This is a genomic window from Kitasatospora sp. NPDC089509, assembly GCF_044749365.1.
Taxonomy (GTDB): domain Bacteria; phylum Actinomycetota; class Actinomycetes; order Streptomycetales; family Streptomycetaceae; genus Kitasatospora.
The window spans coordinates 91,189-111,606 of the sequence record NZ_JBIVHS010000028.1 but is presented as its reverse complement, the minus strand read 5'-3'; the positions used below and the strand labels follow the sequence as shown (position 1 = coordinate 111,606).

The 20,418-nt window shown below is 72.3% G+C and carries 9 protein-coding genes; all 9 read right to left on the bottom strand.

Features of this window, described 5'->3' with window-relative positions; all coding sequences use genetic code 11:
* Positions 1–57: 57 nt before the first annotated feature.
* Entirely contained in the window at positions 58–12,714 is a 12,657-nt protein-coding gene (locus ACIP4P_RS37935) for a hypothetical protein (RefSeq protein WP_400926840.1), read from the bottom strand.
* Between the two features lie 84 nt (positions 12,715–12,798).
* On the bottom strand, positions 12,799–13,101 hold the full coding sequence (locus ACIP4P_RS37930; protein ID WP_400926837.1) for a hypothetical protein: 303 nt from the start codon (positions 13,099–13,101) through the stop codon (positions 12,799–12,801).
* Positions 13,094–13,561, bottom strand: a complete 468-nt coding sequence (locus tag ACIP4P_RS37925) for a YbaB/EbfC family nucleoid-associated protein (protein ID WP_400926834.1) — start codon at positions 13,559–13,561, stop codon at positions 13,094–13,096. The genes ACIP4P_RS37930 and ACIP4P_RS37925 overlap by 8 nt, the downstream gene beginning before the upstream one ends.
* A gap of 45 nt (positions 13,562–13,606) precedes the next feature.
* Positions 13,607–15,877, bottom strand: coding sequence for a hypothetical protein (locus tag ACIP4P_RS37920; RefSeq protein WP_400926831.1), 2,271 nt, complete (start codon positions 15,875–15,877; stop codon positions 13,607–13,609).
* Between the two features lie 54 nt (positions 15,878–15,931).
* Positions 15,932–16,399, bottom strand: a complete 468-nt coding sequence (locus ACIP4P_RS37915; protein WP_400926828.1) for a hypothetical protein — start codon at positions 16,397–16,399, stop codon at positions 15,932–15,934.
* The gene (locus ACIP4P_RS37910; RefSeq protein ID WP_400926825.1) at positions 16,399–16,686 is read right to left on the bottom strand and encodes a hypothetical protein; all 288 of its coding nucleotides are present in this window, start codon (positions 16,684–16,686) and stop codon (positions 16,399–16,401) included. Before ACIP4P_RS37910 ends, ACIP4P_RS37915 begins: the two co-directional genes overlap by 1 nt.
* Positions 16,687–16,748: 62 nt before the next feature.
* Positions 16,749–17,096, bottom strand: coding sequence for a hypothetical protein (locus tag ACIP4P_RS37905; RefSeq protein ID WP_400926822.1), 348 nt, complete (start codon positions 17,094–17,096; stop codon positions 16,749–16,751).
* A gap of 112 nt (positions 17,097–17,208) precedes the next feature.
* Positions 17,209–18,654: a type VII secretion protein EccB gene (gene eccB, locus ACIP4P_RS37900; protein ID WP_400926819.1), complete on the bottom strand. Its 1,446-nt coding sequence runs from the start codon at positions 18,652–18,654 to the stop codon at positions 17,209–17,211.
* A 59-nt stretch (positions 18,655–18,713) separates the two neighbouring features.
* Positions 18,714–20,117 (bottom strand): type VII secretion integral membrane protein EccD, encoded by a 1,404-nt coding sequence (eccD, locus tag ACIP4P_RS37895; protein ID WP_400926816.1) that lies wholly within the window; start codon positions 20,115–20,117, stop codon positions 18,714–18,716.
* Positions 20,118–20,418 lie beyond the last annotated feature (301 nt).

The window sequence follows — 20,418 nt, the reverse complement described above, 5'->3', positions numbered from 1 at the left end:
CGCGCGCCGGGGCACCCTCACCCGGTCAACGGGCGGCGGTGCGGACGGCGTTCACCGTCAGGTGCCGGTGAGGTCGGGCCGCCGGTCCCGCTTGAACCAGGCCAGGAGGGCGGCCTCCAACTCGGGGGTGGTCTTCCACCCCAAGGGGCTCGACTTCATGTGCTTGTTCAGCTCCTTGATGAAGTTCTCCGGGGTGCCCTTGTAGCTGTTGGCGAAAGCCGTGACCCTCTTGGCCGGCATCACCTTGAGCGCCTTGTTGACGGTGTCCGCGGCGTTGTTCTCGAACTCCCTTGCCCTTTCCTCGGCTTGCCGTCGTGCTTCCTCCTCCGCGCGCTGCTTCGCGGCTTTCTCCTCGGCCGCCCTGTCCACGAGCCGCCGCTCCCAGTCGGTCTGGCCGTTCTTCGAGGGGAAGTACTTGAAGACGACCTCCCAGCCCGTGTGCAGATGCGTGCTGGTGGAGTTGAGGTTGGTCATCTCCTCCTCCTTCCAGCCGTAGTCGATCTGGCCCTTCCACGTGGCACCGCCCTGTTTGAACACCCGATCTGCCTGTGACCAGCCCGAGTTCGAGTTGTGCTTCGCGTAGGCCACGTAGACGCTGATGTTCGGGAACGCGTTGCGGAAGTCCTCGGCGACGACGTGCTTGCAGCTGTCGCACGTACCGCGGGAGGAGAGCACGGTGAGCACGCCCTCAGGCTGATCGCCGCTCGCTTTCATCGCGTTGTGGGCGACCTGCGGGTAGCCCCAGTCCCCCATCTGCCGGTAGGCCTTCGCCAGCCCCTTCACCTCCGCGTCGTAGTACTGCTGAGTCGTGTGGTTCTTCTCCCCCCATCGTTTGGCGGCCTCGTACGATCGAACGTTTGTGTCGAATTTCTCGTCGAACCCGCTCTGGACGGACTCGTCCGTGTGCCAGCTCTTGTTGCCCTTCAGCTCCAGGCCCAGGACGACATGGGTCGGCAGCCAGTCGGTGTTGGCGAAGAGCGGTTCGAGGAGGGCGTCGTTCAGGTACTTCCTCGCCGCCTCCGCGGAGTCGGGTTCCGGTCCCGCTTCCACGACGGCGGGTTCCTCGTCCACGGCCCGGCCCTTGCCCTTGTCCTGCTTCGTCACCGTCGACGTGTCGCCAGACAGTGCGTTCTCGACCGCCTCGGACGTGTTGGTCTCGGGGGCCGGCGTCCCCTGGACCTCGGGGTCGGGGGCCCTGACCTCGGGGTCGGGGTCCCTGACCACGGGGGGAGCGGGGTCGGTCTGCTTCTTGCTCTTCCTCCCGAAGGCCAGCGCGCCCTCCAGCCCGCGGTGGGGGTCGAGGGTGCCCGGGTCCGCGCGGACGTAGCCCTCGGGGCGCTCACGGTCCGCGCCGCCGCCGGGGGGCAGGTGCGCCCCGCGTTCCGCGGTCACGTTCGCCTGGCCCTCCTCCAGGGGCCGGGCGACCTCCCGGAAGTGCCCGCCCGGGACGATGGCCGGCAGGCCGTCGGCCGTGTAGCCGACCTCGGAGGCGACCACCAGGTGGCCGGGGCCCTCCACGACGTGCCCGCCCTCCACGTGCGGCACGAAGAACACCGGGCCCGTCGCGACCAGCGCACTGCTGCCCAGGTCGGCGAGGCCGAGCTGGCGCATCACCTCGGTGGTGTACTCGAGCCCGGGCGCCCTCCCGAGGTTGCAGGAGACGAACTGCAGCCGGTCGGTGCCGTTCCAGACGTCGCCCGCGCGCAGTCCGGCGAGGACCCCGACGACGTGGTCCTCGGTCAGCTCGCCGATCGGCAGGCCGGTGTCGGGGTCGATGTGCACCGGCTTGCCGGTGGCGGGGTCGGTGTGCACCGGCAGGGTGAAAACGCCCTCCTGCGCGGGGAAGCGCACCAGGGCGTGCCTGTCCGCCTCCGACGGCTCGGAGCTGCTGAGCCACCAGCCGTGTGCGGGGCCGCCGAACGCGCTGAGGGGCCTGCCGACCTCGCCCGCCGCCGGCACCGGGTCGACTCCCCACCAGTCGAACGGGAGGTTGATCGTGTCGAAGGGAGCGACCGTCGCCAGCGTGCCGTCCCGGAGGTCCTGGAGCACCTCGTGGAGGTTCGTGACCGTGTACTGGGCCTCCGTCGGGTCTTCGCCCCAGGCCTCGTTGTCGCTGTTCTGGATCCGGACCAGGAGGGTCCCGCCCTCGTCCAGGGCGAGGTGCACCGTCGTGTGCTGGCCGGTCACCTTCGGGTGGGGCGAGGTGATCACGACCGTCTTCTCCCGCCCGCCCTCGGACAGGTGCTCGGCGATGCGGAACTCGTCCCGCAGGTCGCTCCGGAAGGCGGCACGCAGCGCCTGCTCGCTGTAGAACCCGGCGAACAGGTCGAACACGTCCTCGATGGGGGTGTCGTTCACCCAGCCCGCGATCGTGGCCTGGACCTCCTGGATGGTCATGGACTCGGCCCTCGCCCGGATGACGTGGTAGTCGCCGTCCTCCTGCCGGTCGGTCACCGTCAGCCGGGTCGGGCCGAGCGTCACCTCGTACTGGGCCGTGTTCACCTCCGCCGGACGGCCCTGCTGCTCGGCGAACCCGCGCGGGAACGACAGCGCCAGCATGGGGTGCGACAGCGGCACCTCGATCTCGAACAGCGCGTAGCGGTCGGGAACCGACATCCAGCCCTGGGCGAACGGCCGGTCGTAGGTGGTGGACGCCGGCACGATCTCCGTGAAGCTCTCCTGCTGCCGTGTCTCCGCCGACATCCTCACCGCGCGGTACAGGAGCACGGTTCCCTCGGCGTCCGGGTGCCCCTCCGGGGGGCGGAGGGGCTCCGCTTCGTCGAAGAACCTCTGCAGGTCGGCCATCGTCTGGTCGAAGGTCACCGTGCCCTCGCGCTGGACGAGCCGGCCGGCCGGGTTGCGCAGGTTGGTGAAGGCCCCGTTCTGGATCCGCCCCATGAACCGGCGCAGTTCGCTGCCGGGTGGGGCGGCGGTCAGGTGGCGCTGTGACAGCGCCACCCCGGCGGCGGTCTGCTGCTCGGTCGGCAGGAGGAAGCTCACCGCCTGCTCGTTGCGGTGTTCCGGGGCTATCGACTCCACCAGGGCGTGGTCGTCGGGGTGGTCGTGGAAGGTGCCGTCTTCCGGCGCCCGGTAGGCGCCGCGGTCCTCGGTGCGGACGACGATGTCGCCGTCGTCGTTCCGGACCGCCCAGTGGTCCCGCCAGTGGCCGCCGGCGGCCATCGCCGGGCGGCCGTCCTCGGTGAAGCCGACGGCGGAGGCGACCACCAGGTGCCCGGGACCGTCGTTGCCGCGCGGGGCGAAGAACACCGGGCCGGTCGCGTCCAGGACGTGGGTCCCCAGGCCCAACTCCTCAAGCCATTCCGTCACTTCGGCGCCGAACTCGCGGGCCGGACCGCCGCCCAGGTTGCACGCCACGAACTGCACGGTGTCGGTGCCGTTCCAGGCCCCGGAGCGGTGGAGGCCGTACAGGACGCCCGCCGTTTGGTAGGCCGTCAGCGTGTCGCCTTCGGGCCCGACCGGCAGGCCGGTGGCCTCGTCCGTGTGCACGGGCAGGACGAACACCCCGGGCTGTTCGGGGAAGTTCCGCAGCGCGTCGCGCTCGGCCTGCGGCACGTCGCTGGGGCCGATGCGCCAGCCGGCGGCGGCGCCGCCGAAGTCCGACAGCGACTGTCCGACCTCCTCCGGATTGAGCATCCGGTAGTCGAACCAGTCCCAGGGGAGGTCCAGCGTCTCGAAGCTGGGGTTCTCGGCCAGCTTCTGCGAGCGAAGGCCCCCGCTCACGGTGCCGATGCTGTCGGCGTCGTAGACCATCGGCTCCCGCGGCTCCGTGTCCTCGCTGGAGCGCCAGAGGATGGAGACGGACTCGCCTTCATGACGGATCGTCGCTTCCAGGAACTGTCCGGCCAGCTGTTCGTGGGAGTGCTCGATCCTGACGGTCTTCGTGAGGCCGTCCGGCGACGACGTCTCGCTGATGCGGTGGAAGGGCCCGAGGTCGCCGGCGTAGGAGGCCCGCAGCGAGCGGTCGCTGAAGAACTGGGTGAACTTCTCGAACGCGACCGGCATCGACATGGGACTGGTCCAGTTGTCGACCTCGGTGCGGATGTCGGCGACCGTCATGGGTTCGGCGTCCACCCGGATGACGTGGAAGCCTCCCTCGTCGTCCCGGCCGGTGACGGTCAGGCGGCTCGGGCCGAGCGTCACCTCGGACTGGCTCTCGTTCACCGGCTCCGGGTCGCCCTGGGCCCTGGTGTGGCCCGGTGGGAAGGACAGCGCCAGCATGGGGTGGGACAGCGGCACGTTGATCTCGAACAGCGCGTAGTTGTCGCCGCCGCCCCCGTTTGACATCCAGTCCTGGACGAACTCCCGGCTGAAGGAGGTGGAGGCGGGCAGCAGTTCGGTGAAGCCGTCCCGGCCCCGGGATTCGGGGTCCATCCGCACCGCCCGGTACAGCCGCAGGGACTCCCCCGCCGGCTGCCCTTCGGCCGGGTGCAGCGCCTGCGCGTGGTCGAGGAACCTCTGCACCTTGCCGAGCAGGGACTCGTACCGCTCTCCGGTCCTGACCGCGATCATGCCCTCGTCGTCACGCTTGCTCGTGAACCCGCCGCCCTTGATCCACCCCATGAACTGGTGGAGATCCGGGTTCTGGGCCGCGGCGTCGAGATGCTGCCGGGCCAGGTCCACCGCGACCGGGTCGACCGGGGCCGGGGGCGCGGCTGCGGGCTGGCGCAGGTCGTCGGCGTTCGGGTCCGCCAGAGGCTGAACCGCCTGCTCCTCCTCGGGCGGGTGGTCGAGGTCGTACCAGTCGTAGGGGAGGTCGATGGACTCGAAGCTGGTGTTCTCGTTCAGCTTCTGGGAGCGCAGGCTCACGCTCACGGTGCCGATGTTGTGGGCGCCGTAGTCCATCGGATCCCCCTCGTGCGGTTCCTCTCCGTGGAGCATTTCGTCGCGGAAGCGCCAGTGGAGCGAGACGGAATCGCCTTTGTGGTGGATCGTCACTTCGGTGAACTGGTTGCGCGGATCGCGGGGGTGCTCGATCTTGACGGTCTTCCGGTTACCGTCGGCGGACCACGTCTCCGTGATGCGGTGGTGGGGCTCCAGGACGCGGGAGTAGGCGGCCCGCAGCGAGCCCTCACTGTAGAACCGGGTGAACTTCTCGAACGCGACCGGCATCGACATGGGACTGGTCCAGTTGTCGACCTCGGTGCGGATGTCGGCGACCGTCATGGGTTCGGCGTCCACCCGGATGACGTGGAAGCCTCCCTCGTCGTCCCGGCCGGTGACGGTCAGGCGGCTCGGGCCGAGCGTCACCTCGGACTGGCTCTCGTTCACCGGCTCCGGGTCGCCCTGGGCCCTGGTGTGGCCCGGTGGGAAGGACAGCGCCAGCATGGGGTGGGACAGCGGCACGTTGATCTCGAACAGCGCGTAGTTGTCGCCGCCGCCCCCGTTCGACATCCAGTCCTGGACGAACTCCCGGCTGAAGGAGGTGGAGGCGGGCAGCAGTTCGGTGAAGCCGTCCCGGCCCCGGGATTCGGGGTCCATCCGCACCGCCCGGTACAGCCGCAGGGACTCCCCCGCCGGCTGCCCTTCGGCCGGGTGCAGCGCCTGCGCGTGGTCGAGGAACCTCTGCACGTCGCCGAGCAGGGACTCGTACCGATCCCCGGTCCTGATCGCGATCATGCCCTCTTCGTCGCGCTTGCTCGTGTACCCGCCGCCCTTGATCCAGCCCATGAACTGGTGCAGCGCCGGGTTCTGGTCCGCGGCGTCCAGGTGACGCCGGGCCAGGTCCACCGCGACCGGATCGGCGGCGAGCGGCGGTGCGGCAGATGGCGCCAGGAGGCCGCCGGCGCCACTCTCCCGGGCCGGCGGGTCGTCGTGGGAGGGGTGCTCTCCGAGGGCCGGGGCGTCCGCCGTCGTGTCGTGGTGGGAGCGGTACTGCCCGTGGGTCAGGTCGCGCAGGACCGGGCCCGAGTGCAGGACGTCCTCGATGCGCTGGAGGTGGCGGGGCAGGACGGTGAAGTCGTCGCGGTGGGCGGAGCTGCCCATGACGCCGTTCTCGCCCGCCCAGCGGTCGCGGCGGCGCAGCGCGAAGGCGTCGCCCGGCCTGGCCGCGGGTTCGACGTACTCGTCCGGGAGGCCGAGGAAGTGCAGCGCCTCGTGCAGCAGCACGCCGGGCGGGCTCTGGTCGTACCAGTGGAGCTGGTCGCTGCGCCCGTTGCCGGGCAGGACCGTGATGCTCTGGTGGGCGCCGGCGGCGTCCTGGGCGCTCTCGACCCGCAGGTGGACCTGGTCGCCGCCGGGCAGGCGGAAGCGCTCGTTGAAGCGGTCGGCGACCACCGCCCGGGTCCGGTCGAGCATCCGGGCGGCGGCGGCCTGCTCCAACGGGCGGCCGTCCGGTCCCTGAAGGTGCAGGTTCAGGGTGAACTCGGTGACCCAGTGGCCCGGTTGGGCCTCGAAGCGCCGCGCGTCGTAGCGGATCGCGGTGTCGGCGCCGTGCAGGCCGCCGAGGCTGCGCTGCCGGTTCTCGTACTGCTCGCGCACCCCGGGACCGGCGATGGCGCCGGGGCCGGCCTGGCCGCGCACCCGGGGGTCGAAGCGCACGGTGTCCATCCGGGCGGGCGGCGCGAGCGTACGGATGTCGGCCCAGGCGGAGGCGGGCAGCAGCGGGCCTGCGGACGCGGGCGGCTCGGCGTGGGCCGGGGCGAGCGGGGGCAGGACGGTGGGCGGGGCCAGGGCGGCCTCGTTGGCCTCAGTGGGGTGCTGCTCGGCCCGCTGACGCGGGGTGAGGGGCACGGTCGTGCCGTTGAAGGTGATCTCGTGGCCGGTCGACATCGCCACGAACTCGTCCTCACCGAGGAAGATCGGACGGGTGGGGGCGCCGTGCCGGCTCTGCAGGTTCGTCCCGAACACCCGGTGGATCGGAACGGTCTGGAGCGTGACGTAGTACGGCCCGAAGACGCCTTCCGTATCGGTCGGTTCCTTGAAGGGCGTCAGCAGACTGAACGACTCGAGCGGCCCGCGCTGCAGCTGCAGCTCCTGGCCCTCGTGGAGGTTGTCGGCACCGAACTCGTCGTTGATATAGCCCTGGTCCTCCAGCCGGAACAGGGTGACCTGTCCCGTCTCGCGGTTGACGTTCGGCAGCTCCGTCGTCCTCAGGAACTCGTGGGTGAAGACGTGCTGGGCCACCATGCTGCGGAAGTAGCCCTGCGAGTATTCGAGGTTGTGCTCTTTGCCGAGATTGCGCCAGAGGTACTCGTGCTGCGCCCCGCCGGCCCCCGGGCGGAAGTGGCCGAACATGAGCTTCGCGAACAGCGGGGCCCCCGTCCAGGATCCACCGCCCTGGCTATCCTCCCAGGCCAGGATGTAGCCCGGATCGCCGCCCGCCACATCGCTCAGCCACGTGTAGAAGGCTTCGGAGGCGCCGTCGGTGCCCCGCATCGAGCCGCCGTCATCGGCCACCGTCATCCCGCCGTCCGGAGCCTCCCGGTAGCCGGTCAGCATGCGGTAGCGCGGGACGAAACCCCCGTCCTGGGGCAGCGGGTGCTGTTCGAACAGTTGCTCCGGGAACCGCGAGAACACGTCACTGGCGCGCAGCCGCATCTGCAGGTGGAGGAACTCGCTGATGTAGGCAGGCGACCAACCGTCTCCGTGCAGTACCCCGTGCGTGTCGAACAGCAGCTGGGCCGCCTGGCGTTCCGCTCCCCCGGCCTCGTTGTCATTCCGTACCTGATCGGCCCGGGCGACGATGAGACTCAGCCGCTCGGCCTCCCGCTCGGCCGTGTACCGAAAGCACGCGGCCGGGTCCTCCGAGAGGGACGGGCTGCCCGCGACGGGCCACGTCATCAAGTCGTGGCCCTGGATGTAGAAGCTTGGAAGCCGGTCGTTGCCGCGCCACAGCGTGTCGGCCTGGAATGGGCCGTCGCCCAGCGGCTCGCCGGGGGGGTTCATCAACGAGCTCTGCTCAGCCACCGGCTGGGCGGGCTCGGGGGTGTCGGCGGCCTGGATGTTCTGGGCGCTCGGGCGCACCGTTGCCGTCCACACGTCCTCGCGATCGCTGTTCTGACTGCCTGTCCCCCAGTCATCGTCCGATTCGTCCGATTTCAGCGGGGCCTTGGCGGGGGTGCGCTGCGCCACCGGGTAGGGGCCCTCCGGCTCCTCCTCGTGGTTGTCCCGGGAGCGTCCGTCCTCGTCCTCGTGCGTGGGGTGGGGGGTGCCCGCGAGGGTGAGCGGGCCGGCGAGGGTGTTCCCGGGGTCGGGCTTGCTGTCGGGTTCCGGCTTGGGGTCGGGCTTCGACTCGGGCTTCGGCTCGGGCTTCGGCTCGGGCTTCGGCTCGGGCTTGGGCTCGGGCTTGGGCTCGGGGCGGCGGCCGAAGACGTTCTCGTTGACCGCCTCGTGGCCGCGCCAGTGTTCGCCGTTCAGGTCCTTCGGTGCCCAGTGCTCCCGGTAGGCGTCGAAGAACTCGTCGCCGTACTCGGTCTTGAGCTTGCGGGCCTCCTCCTCCGGCACCTTGCGGTCCTCGGCGAGGCGGTCGTAGCCGGCGGCGGCGTGCTCGCGGGCGGGCAGGACGTCGCGCTCGAAGGCCACGTGCTGTTCCAGGCCCCTGGTCAGCCGGTCGCGCTTGCGCTGCCAGATCTCCAACTGCTCGGTCAGGCCGGTGCGGTGGTCGGCGTCCGGGTCGCGCAACAGGGAGCGGAAGGTCTCCTCGAAGGTGGCGCGGATCCGCTCGGTGTAGCCCTCGCGCACCCGGCGGGCGGCGCTGGAGGCGGAGGGCTCGGAGGCGCCGGTGCGGATGGGTCGGCCCAGGGCCATCTCGACGGCGGCCGCGTCGTCGCCGCGCTCGGTGTCCTGCGGGCCGCCCAGGTCGTGCGGGACCTCGGCGCGGGCGGTGTCCTCGGCGGCGCGCAGCGCCTCCTCGCGGGCGCCGTGCAGGGCCAGCAGGCGGTTGACCTCGGCCGGGGAGGTGAGGCGGTCCAGCTCCGCCTTGAGCTGGGCGGGGTCGTGGTCGGCGGCGGTGTGCTCGATGACCAGGCGCTCGGTGCGGCGGTCGAGGTCGGCGCGGGCGGCGGTGAGCGCGCGCGGGGACGGGCCGTCGGTCAGGCCGAGCTCGCGCAGCGCCTCGGCGCCGAACTGGTCGGCGGCGGTGTCCTTCCACGCCGCGGCCGCGGCGTCCACGGCGTCGGTGGAGCGTTTCTGCACGGTCTCGCGGACCACCTCGACGGCGAAGTCGTGGGCCAGCCCTGCCCGGTGGTGCTCCAAGGTCTCCTTGAGGTCCGCCTTCAGCCGGCCCCGGCCCCGGAGCCTGAGGTCGACGGGGGCGAGCTCCTCGCCGCCTTCCTCCTCGATCGGCCGGTAGTCCTCCTGCTCGCCGTACCGGCTCTCGATCCGCTCCCGCAGGACCTCGGCCACCCGTGCCCGGGTCTCCAGCGACAGGCGGGCGTCCTTCGACACACCGGCCGCTTCCAGCAGCGCGTGGTCCCGTTCCGGAAGTTCCTTCGACCAGGTGGTGTCGGCGGTGGCGTCCACTGCTTCGCGCGGCGTTTCGGCCGGCCTGACCACCATGGCACGGTCTTCGGAGAGCGGCTTCGGCCAGATCGCGGCCGCCGCGTCCGACAGCTCGATCGCCTCGACGAGCTCCCGGCGTGCCCCCAGGTCCCGGGCGGCCTCCCGCAGGCGGCGCGCCATCGCCCGGGCGGCCAGGGCGTTGCGCTCGGGGGTGAAGTCGGTGCGGGCGGTGAACAGTTGGGCGATGTCCTGTTCGGCGTCGGCCCGGAAGCGCTCGGTGGCCTCGCGGCGGTTCTGCGCCCAGGTGTGACCGCCGCCGTGCTCGGGGCCGAAGCCGTGTTGGACCAGCAGCTGGTCGAAGCGGCGGGTGGCGAAGGTGAGGGCGAGTTCGCGCCCGCCGGCCACTTCCAGGCGGTCCGCGGCGGAGGAGAGGATCTCCTCCCGCTCGTGCGGGCGCGCCTCGATGTCCTCCCGCATGGACTCCGCGGCCCGGCGCCACACCGGCGTGTCCGGCGTCACGAGGGGGCGCAGTTCCCGGGCCAGGCGGGAGGCGCCCACCGTCACGCTCTCCTCGACGGCCAGGCGCGTCGCCTCCCGTGCCTCGGCCTCGGCGAGCCGGGTGTCGTGCTCCTCGGCGAGGGAGCGCTGCCGGTCCTGCCAGTTGGCGCGGCGCTCGTCGGCGTCGGGCCGCTCGGCGTGCTCGGGCGCCTCGACGCGGTGGTAGGGGCGGCCGGAGTCGGTGGTGGAGGGGATCGGGGCGGTGTCGGGGGTGTGCCGGCCGCCGGGCACGTCCGGCTTCGGGTCGCGCGGCGGGGTGGCGGGCGGCAGCGGGTTCTGCGGGTCGGGACGGTCCGGCTCGGGGTTCTTCGGGTCGGGGTTCTTCGGGTCCGGGTTCTTCGGGTCCGGACGGTGCGGGTCGACGTTCTTCGGGTCGGGGTTCAGCGGGTCCTGGTGGTCCGGGCGGTCCGGGTCCGGGCGGTGCGGCTCGGGGTTCAGCGGGTCGGGACGGCCCGGGTGGGCCGGCGCGGTGCCGCCGCCGGAGCTGGTGCGGACCGTCGGCTGGGTGGTGGACTCGTTGCGGGCGCCGTCGTTGGCGTGCGGCTGCGGCTGCGACGGCGACTTCGCGTGCCCGCCCCCACCGCCCTCGGTCGCGGTCGAGGGCAGGTGCAGGGGCGGTTCGGAGCCCTCCTCGACGACGGTGGTGCGGTGCTCCGGGCGCGGCTTGGGCGGCGGCTTCGGCTTCCCGGTGCCGCCCTGACCGTCCGCCTCCGCGGAGGACGTCGCGGTGGTACCGCGCTTCCCGTCGCCGTTCGCGCCCTTGGAGCCGCCCGGGGCGGTGTCGCCGGACCCGGTGCTCTCGGTCTTGCCCTTCGTCGGGGTCCCGGTCTTCGACGCCTTGTAGGCGGCGGCGCTGTCGTCCTCGGACTGGGTCCTGACCTGCCGGTGGGGGGCCTTCGGGTCCCCTCCCCCGTCGACGGAGGCGTGGAAGCCGGTCTTGCCCTCGGGGTTGGCGAGGACTCCTTCGGGGGACACCGTCTCCCCGAGGATCTCGCTGATGTGCCCGGGCCGGCGTACCGGGAACGACACCGGGTGGCCGCCCATGGTGCTGATCACCGCGAGGAAGTTCAGCGGGTGGAAGGTGCTGTAGTACTCGCCGTTCTCCTCGATCCGGGAGCTGTCCAGGCTGCGGACGAAGTCCGCGTAGCGGGCGGTCAGCGGCGAGGCGAGGCCCATGATCATGTGGTGCATCCCGGACATCATGAAGCCGCCGACGAAGCTCATCCCGTTGGCCTGCCACTCACCGTTGTAGATGGTGTTGTAGATGCCCTCGGTGAGGTACTGGTTGACGCCCGACTCCAACTGGCCGCCCAGCATCTGCCCGATGTGGAACCACTTGTTCATCGTGTTGATGCCGCCCGCGAGTTCGGGCATCTTGTCGACCAGCATCTTGAGCTCGGGGGTGAGCGCGACCAGCTTGCTGTCCTTCTTGGCGAGGTTCTCCAGGGCCTCGGTGAGCGCTTCCCGACTGGCCTGCTTGGCCACCGTCTTGAGCGAGTGCTCGGCGAACTGGCGGCCGATCTGCTCGCCCATCTCCCGGGCGAACTTCTCGCCGATCTCGGCGCCGAGCTCGGTCACGAAGAGGTCGCCGAGCTGGCGCGCGAACTTCTCGCCCATCGCGGCGCCCGTGCGGCGTCCGGCCTTGAAGCCCTTGGCCAGGTAGTCGGCGTTGTCCTTCAGGAGCTTGGAGAGGCCGCCGGCGAAGCGTTCGGCGGCCTCGTTGCCGAGCAGCCGGCCGACGTCCTCGCCGGCCCCCTTCTCCAGGCCCTTGGCGCCGCCGCCCACGGCGCCCTCGCCGAGGTCCTTGAGCGCACCCTTGCCGAGGTCCTTGAGCCCGCCCTTGGCGAGGTCGCCCGCGGCGCCCTTGGTGAGGTCCTTGAGCGCGCCCTTGGCGGCGTCGCCCGCGGCGCCCTCCCCGATCTCCTTGCCCAGGCCCCCGGTCAGCCCCTTGATGATGTCGTCGAGCACGGTCTTCATGAACAGCTTGCTCAGCCCGGCGCCGAGCAGCTTGCCCAGGCCCTCGCCCAGGATGCTGAGCGGGCCGCCGATGGCGCCGCTGATCGCGCCGAAGATCGCGGCCTGCTTGGTGAGGTCGGTGTCCCACTCGTGGCGGTCGCCGCGGTTGAACTGGATGCCCTGGATGATCGCGTCCAGCAGCAGACCGCCGATGATGCCGCCGAAGGTGTGCATCACGATCAACTGGACGAGTTTCTTGACCAGTTGGAGCAGGAACTGCCGGGTCAGGATCTTCTGCCACTCCAGCTCGATGAGCGAGGCGCCGCCGGTGAAGACCGACCAGGCGATGGCGATGGCGATCTCCAGGATCAGCTGGACGAGCTGGCCGATCGCCATCCACTTGGTGTACTCGACGCTGAGGGCCACCTTGTTGGCCAGGTCGGCCAGTTGGGTGCAGAGGTCATGGGTCTGGTCGAGGGGGCCGGGCTGGCTGTCCGTGCCGACGAACTTGCTCCACTCCTTGCGGAAGGCGTCGGCGGTCTTGCCCTCGATCCGCTGGTCGCAGTTCTTCACCGCGTCCTGGATGTAGCCGGCCAGCTTCGGCAGGTCGTCGGCCAGGGCGAGGTAGTCGTCCCGGACGTCGCGCAGCAGCCCCTCGTCGGACTCCGGCCAGGGCATGCCGCTGATGATGTGGAAGAACTGCGCCAGGCCCGGGGAGACGTGGATCGAGGAGTGGGACACGGCGCGGGGCCTCCGGGGACGGAGCTGACGGCAGGGAAGGGCTGGCGGTACGACGAGGGGCGGGCGGACCCGGGCGGGCGGGCGCTACGTCGCCAGGTCCACGCCGTGCTGGTCGGCGGCCTGGAAGAGGGTGACCGTGTCCTGGCCGTGCTTGGCCATCGCGTCGATCTTGGCCTTGATGCTCGTCGTCAGCCCGTACAGGTCCTCGGCCGGCTTGTCGATCTTGTCGTGGTACTGCTTGCCGATGTCGTCGCCGCCGCCGGCCTGGACGTTCTTGGTGTGGATGTCCTCCATCTCCACGGAGATCTTCCCGACCAGGGCGGACACCTCCTCGAAGTTGCTGAACGCCTTCCTCGCGTCGCCGTCCAGCCGCAGCGTGTCACCCATTGAACTCCTCCTGCCTGACGGACTTGACGGCCCGGCCGGCGCCGGGGCGCATCGCGGTGAGCGGGGCGAGCAGCGTCTCCAGGTCCAGGCCGGCGGTGGCCGCGAACGGGTCCTCGTCGCCGCGCTCGCCGGTGAAGTTCATCCGCAGGCTCTGGCCGACGCCCTCGAAGCTGCGCATCTCGGCGGTGATCCGCTCGCCCATCCGGGCCTTGGCCTCGTTGAGGACGTCCTTGAGCAGGGCGCTCAACTCGGCCGGGGCCATGGACTGGTAGGCGGTGGTGTGGAAGTTCAGCGCGAGCAGTTCGCCCTGCGGGCCGACCTTCGCGGTGACCATCCGGTCCTTGCTGGTGGCCTCGGCGGTCATCGCCTGCATCTTGCGGGTGGACTCGGCCAGTTTGGCCTGCTGCTCCGCCAAGTCGGCCAGGGCCTGGTTCAGTTGGTCCTCGAACGCGTACGACATGTCTCTCCTGTTCAGCTCTGCGGTCCTCATCCGGTCCTCATCCGGTCAGCGGCCGATCACGCCGCTGACCGCGCCGGTCTCGGTGCCCCACACCTCTTCGTCCTCGGCCAGCCAGGTGGTGCGCTGGCGGGCCTTCTCGCCCTGGCCGCCGGCGCCCATGCCCGCGCCGCCCATCGGCGGCACCATCGGCATGCCGCCGCCGGTGGTGGACACCGACTGGCCGCGCATGGCGGCCTGCTCCTCGGCGGCCAGCGCGGCGGCCTTCTGGGCGGCGGCCTTCTCCGCGGCGGCGCTCTCGGCGGCGGCCGCGCTCGCCGCGGGGCCGGACCTGCCGCCGGGCCCCTGGGTGAAGTTGTCCTCGACGTGGGGGCCCAGGCCGGCGCCGGAGCCGAGGATGCGGGGGCCGGAGGCGCCGCCGGAGCCGGTGGAGGCCGGGATGCCGCCGCCGGAGCCGAGGCCGCCGAAGAGACCGGGCAGGGGGGTGAAGGAACTGCCGGTGCCGCCGGAGCCGAGGTCCAGCGTCCAGGGCGTGTCGGTGGAGGAGCCGTGCGGGAAGCCGCCGAGGCCCCCGGTGCCGCCGGTCCCCCCGGTGCCGCCGCTGCCGACGCCGCCGCTGCCGGAGCCCATCGAGTTCCAGGCGCTCTGCAGGTCGCGGGAGCGCTGGAGGTAGTCGGGGATCGGCTTGCCGTCGGCGCCCAGCAGGGTGCCGTCCTGGGCGATCGAGCCGCCCTTCTCCAGGACGTACGGGTTGCCGTTGGCGTCCAGCACGGGCTTGCCCGCGGCGTCGACCACCGTGCCGTCCTCGCGCACGGTCGAGCCCTTGGGCACCTTGGCGTTGGCACCGTAGACGCCGCCGGTGCCCGCCGGCACGTTCGCGCCCGGGGGGACGACGACCGGCTTGCCGTCCTTGCCGAGCACCTCCTTGCCGTTGGCGTCGTAGACCTTGCCGCCGTCGCCGATGTAGCCGCCGGGGGGCAGCAGGATCGGCTTGCCGTCCTTGTCGAGGAGGGGCTTGCCGTCCTTGTCGCGGATCGGCGTGCCGGCTCCGCCGCCGTCCCCGCCGCCGGCGCCCGTGCCGCCCCCGGTGCCGCCGGTGCCGCTGCCGCCGATGACCGGCGGCGGCGGGGGGCCGCCGAGGTTCAGGTTCTGGTGCTTGCCGCCGCCCGCGCCGCCGTCCCCGGTCCCGCCGTCCCCGGCCCCGGAGCCGCCGTCCTGCGGGTTGGGCACGTCCTTGGGGTTGGGCACGTCCTTCGGGTTGGGCACGTCCTTGGGGTCCGGCGCGTCCTTGGGCGGGAGCGTGAGCCCGACCGGCACCAGCCCGAAGTACAGCTTGCCGATCAGCGGCTGGTAGGAGGTCCCAAGGTCGGTCATCGTGGCGTTGCCGGGTATGTCGAGCATGGTGGAGACCTTGTCCAGCCACCGGGCCTTGGCCCGGGCGTCGAGCGCGGTGTAGAAGGCGTCGGTGTGCGGGTCGCCGAGTTCGGTGGTGTAGCTCCAGCCGTCCTTGCTCCCGGTCCAGGCCGGCGGGCTCTTGGTCATGACCTCCGTCAGGACCTCCAGGATGCACTGGTACGGGAAGCCGGCCGCGTACCAGCTATTGCGCGCGCGGTGCAGCGCGTCGATGGTGACCCCGATCTGGTGGGCCGCCTTCTTCAGCATCGACGCGTAGTCCGTCGCGGTCAACTGGTTGTTCAGGTCGTCGAGTTCGTAGGCGAAGCGCTGCAGGAGCATCTTGAACTCGCCGGCCGCGTCGCCCTCCCAGCTGCTGTCCGGGGCATTGATCTTGGTGGCCCAGTCCTTGGCGTCCTTGCTCTGGGCGGTCAGCCACTTCTTGGTGTCGTCGATCGCGGTGGAGGCGGCCAGCAGGCTCTGCGGGTGGATGACGTCGTTGCCCTTGGTGCTGACGTTTTCCCCCGTCAGCGCGTCCGCGTCGGGCAGGATCGGCAGCAGGATGTCCTCGCTCTGCCAGTTGAACCTGGACAGCGGGCCGGTGGGGTCGTTGCCCCACTTCGAGTAGTCGATGTGGATCGAGATCAGGAAGTGGTGCGGGGCGTACCCGTCGATGAAGTTCATCACCCACCAGACGTCGGCCGGCTTCCCGTCGGCGCCCGTCTTCTGGTTGTTCGGGTTGTCCTTCTTCAAACTGTTGTCGAAGTACCCGCTCTCGTTGCTGAAGCTCCCGGTCAGCCACGGGGCGGCCTTGGCGCCCGCGACGTCCGCCCGCTTGACGATGTCCACCGGCGTCTTCTTGGAGTTGAAGGCGGCGAGGATGTCCTCCCAGGGGATGGTCGTCTGGGAGGAGGACGGGGTGGTCACGGGGTTCTCCAGCGGGGTCGGGTGTGCGGGGATCGGCGGGCCGGCGGCGGGCGGTTACGGACCGGCTCCGCCGCCCCCTGCTCCGCCGCCGCCACCCCCGCCGCCGCCACCGCTGCCACTGCCGGCGCCGATGACGTCCTGGAGGATCTGCATCATCTCGGCGGCCGTCAGGGCGTCCTCGTGCGCCGCGTCCATCTGCTGCAGGAAGGACCAGATGTCGTCCTGGGCCTTGGCCAGCTGCTGGTGGAACTTCGTGAAGTCCTGCAGCACGCTGCCGGCCAGGTTGGAGGCGAACAGGTCGTGCAGGTGGATCCCGCTCTCGAACTGCCCGGTCAGCAGCTCGGTGAAGAGGGCGTCCTTGCCGACCCCGCTCTTGCCCGCGAAGGCCATCATGGCCTTGAAACCGGGGTCGGTCTCCAGTCGGGTCAGGCAGGCCGCCAGGACCTTGTACGCGAAGTCCTTCAGGTCGTCGTGGTTGACGCTGAGAGTGGCGACCTCGGGCACCGTGGACGGCGTGCTCATCAGCCGATGCCCGCCGCGCCGCTCGCGTCGGCGGCGCGCAGCAGGCCGTGCATCTCACGCAGGATGCCGGCGCCCTGGACGATGTCGTTGTTCATCGCCGTGTTCTGGGTGTTGAGGGTGGTCTGGAAGGTCTGGGCGGCGGCGGCGAGGTCGCCCAGGAGTTCGTGCTGGGCGGTCGTGACGGCCGTCTCGAAGTCGGTCATGGCGCCCTGCAGGCCCTGGCCGGCCTGCTGCAGGGCGTCGGCCGCCTCGTCGATGTTGGCGTGGTGGAGCTTGATGGTGCCCATCGGTGGTCCTCCTCGGTGGGGTGGTCCGGATGTCTACGGATGCCTGCGGGGGTTCAGGGGTTTCAGGGGTTGAGGGTGTATTTGATGTCGTCGGAGAGCCCGGAGCCCCCGCCCCACTTGCCGGTGACCTCCAGGGCCTGCTCGTGGGCGTTGTTGATCTTGGTGTGGCCGGCACCGAACGCGCCGTGGAAGGTGTCGTAGGCCTGCTGGAGCTGCTGGTACCGGTCCAGCCAGTCGTTGATCTTCTGCTGGTAGCGGTCGCTGCAGGCGGCCTGGAAGTACTTCTGGACCTCGTCGTTGACGTCGGTGACCTGGGTGGCGGCGCGCTTCATGATGCCGAGGTGGTGCTCCAGGCTGGCGAGGATGCGCTGGACGGAGGCGTCGTCCGTCTGCAGGCTGGGGGTGGTCATGGGGTGGCTCCTTCCGGTCGGTCCCGGGGCGTTTCGGCCGCCGGGTTCATTTCAGGTCAACGGTCTTGCGGGAAGTACGGGTTCAAACCGGCAGGAACGCGTTCCAGCGGGTTCAGCGCGGGCACGGCGGTGCCGGCGGGGCGCCGGTGGGGGCGGGGCCGGTGAGGGCGGCCGGGTCGAGGCTGGGGCCGGTGGGCAGCAGGGCCAGCAGGGCGGCGGGCACGCCCGCCGGGGCGAGTTCGCCGTAGCCGAGCTGTTTGGCGACGGCGGGGGCGGCGAGCGGGTACTTCACCCCGGTGTCGGTGACCAGGTAGAGGGTGGCACCGGTGCCGGCCGTGGACAGGGCGCGCACCAGGGCGCCGCCGCCGGGGCGCACCGCGACGGTGTCAGCGGGGGTGCAGGCGGCCTCGATGCCGGGCTGGGCGGTGGGGGCGGGGCCCTGGACGGCGCTGTCGTCGACGAGAGCGAGGGTGGTGGTGGGGGCGCCGTCGCCAGGGTGCAGTTCGGCGCAGACGTCGCGGCCCTGGGGGGCGGTGAGGAGTTCGGGCACGGTGGCGGGCAGGGCGGCGGCCGACGGGGCGGGGGCGGGGGGCGCGCTGTGGGCGGCGAGGTCGGCGGCGCCGATCGCGGCGGGGGTGGCGGCGGCGCCCTGGTAGGCGCTCTGCTGGGTGCGGGGGTCGGCGAGCAGGAGTTGACGGGCCATCGGGGTGAGCGGGGTGAGTCCGGCGCCGGTGAGCAGGTAGGAGTCGCCGCCGGGGCCGGTGAAGAGCTGGCCGATGCGGGTGGGGCGGGCGGCCAGGTCGGGGCCGGGGGTGCCGCGCTGGTCGAGGTCGGGGGCGGCGAGGTCGGGGCCGGCGGGCAGGGCGTTGAGGAAGGCCTGGGTGACGGGCTGGGCGGTGGCGGCGGCCTGGCCGAGGGCCTGGCGGGCGCCGCCGCGGGTGTCCAGGCGCAGCCGGCGGCCGTGCCACAGCAGGTACTGGGCGTCGTCGGGGGCGGTGACCAGCAGGGCCTGGTCGTCGGTGAGGGCGGTGCCGTGGGTGGCGGGGTCGACGGCGAGGGCGAGGCGGGGGCGGCGGGTGCCGGAGGGGTCGGGGCGCTGGGTGGCGCAGGCGAGCCAGGGGGCGGTGGCGAGGCGGTCGGGCAGGGGCAGGCCGTCGGGGGCGCCCGGGATGCCGAGCGGGGTGCCGCGCGGGGTGCCGTCCAGGGAGCGGCTGCTGACCTGGTCGACGGTGAGCCGGTCGCCGGCGAGCAGGCGGGCGGTGGCCTCGTTGAGCAGGGGGTGGAGGGTGCCGTCGAGGTAGAGGTAGCGGGCGCCGGTCTCCTTGACCAGGACGAGGGTGCCGGGTTTCTTCCAGCCGGTGGCGCCGCCGGGGACCATGACGCCGTAGACGGCGGCGATCAGGCAGGCGAGGGCGGCGACGAGCAGGCCGGTGGCGATGCCGCGGGAGGTGCGCCCGGTGGGGGCGTCGGGGGCGTCGGGTTCGCCGCGGAGCATGCCGGTGGCGAGGCGGCCCATCACGAACAGGTGGGCCTGCACCTGGTCGCGCTTCGACTGCATGGCGGTGGTTCTCCTCGGGCGGCGGGTTCGGGGCGGGGTGTGCGAAGGGTGACGGGGCGTCAGCCGCCCAGGGCGCGCAGCCCGTGGTAGGCGCCGGCCGCGGCGAGGGCGAGCGGCAGGACGGCGACGGCGGCGAGGGTGTGCAGCAGGTCGGCGGCGCGTCCCCAGTAGGGCAGCAGGCGCCGGCCGGGGACGGTCCAGGAGGCGGCGGCCAGCAGGGCGGCGGCGGCGAGCAGGGCGGCGAGCAGGCCGATGCGGGCGGCGGGGCTCTGGGCGGCGGCGAGGTGGGCGGTGAGCAGGGCGGGGCCCAGGACACCGGGGGTCAGGACGGCCAGGCGCTGGGGGATGGAGCCGATGCCGCGGGCGTGCAGCAGGAGCAGCACGGACAGGGCGCAGGTCAGGGCGGCGGGGGCCCAGCCGTCCTGGCCGGTGAGGACGGTCAGGGCGAGGGCGAGGACGGGGGCGAGGGCGAGGTGGAAGGCGGTCAGGTAGCCGTCGGCGACGGTGCTGCGGGTGCGCACGGCGGTGGCGGGGACGGCTTCGATGCCTTCCTGGAGTTCCTCGGCGTTGCGGGGCAGGGCGGGCAGGCGCAGTCCGGACAGGCGGAAGCACAGGCCGGGCAGGAAGGCGGCGGTGGCCACGGGGGCGACGGCGAGGACGGCGGCGGTGGCGGGCGGGGTGAGGCCCGCGAGCAGCAGGGCGCCGGCGGCGGTGACGTGCAGGGCGAGCAGGAGCAGGCCGAGGAAGAGCGGGGCGGCGCAGCCGACGGCGGCCAGGGCGAGGGTGGCGGCTCCGGCCGCGGCGCAGCCGCCGGCGAGCAGGCGGGCTCCGGTGGCGGAGGGGCCTGCGCCGGTGGTGAGCAGGGCGCCGGCCAGGGCGAGGTAGGGCACGGCGGTGGCGCCCAGGGCGGTGCCGGCGCCGGCGTCGCCGACGGCGCGGGAGGCGCTGAGGGCGCCGAACAGCAGGAGCAGGCCGGTGACGGCGGCGGCGCCGGCGCGCAGGTGGTCGGGGCCGGGCTGCAGCAGCAGGGCCAGGCCGCCGGCCAGGGCGGTGACGGCCAGGGCGAGGGCGGTGTGGTGGGTGAGGGCGGGGCGCCAGGTGTCGGGGCGTTCGCGCATGCCGGTGGCCACGCCGTCGGGCAGGTCGTCGTAGTGGACCTCGGGCAGGGGGTCGCGGCGGGGGCGCAGGTAGAGGTCCTCGCCGTCGTGGAGGTCGAGGGCGTCGGCGCCGAGTTCCTCGTCCAGCGGGGGGTGGCCGAGGCGTTGGAGGATCCAGCCGTCGTGTTCGGCGCCCTGTTCGTCGAGGTCGTCGCCGGCATGGTCGAGGACGGCGGGCAGCAGGTCGGCGAGCGGGACGTCGGCGGGGACGACGAGTTCGAACACCGCGTCGGGTGCGTGGAACCGGAGTCGGCACTGCCCGGTGACGGCGGCTCCGTTGGCGCTCCCGTTCAAGGTTCTCCTCACGTCCGTACGGTCCTGGCCGTAGGTCTTCCTGGCTGCGGGTCGGTTCCGCCGTCCGCGCAGCGCTCTCCCTCTGGGGGGACGGGCGGTGGCGGCCGCGGGGTTCAGCTCGGGTTTCGCCGCTCGTGCGGGGGTGGATCCGGCGGGGGTGGATCCGGGGGCGTACGGGCGGGTTGAACCCGGGGCGGGGCGGTGGCCGTGGTCCTGAAGGACGGCGGCCCGAGAGCCGGGCCGTGCGGCCGTCCCCCCGGGTCCGAGGAGCGCGTTCGTTGAGTGTGGTGCTGGTCGACCGTCCGCCGCGGCG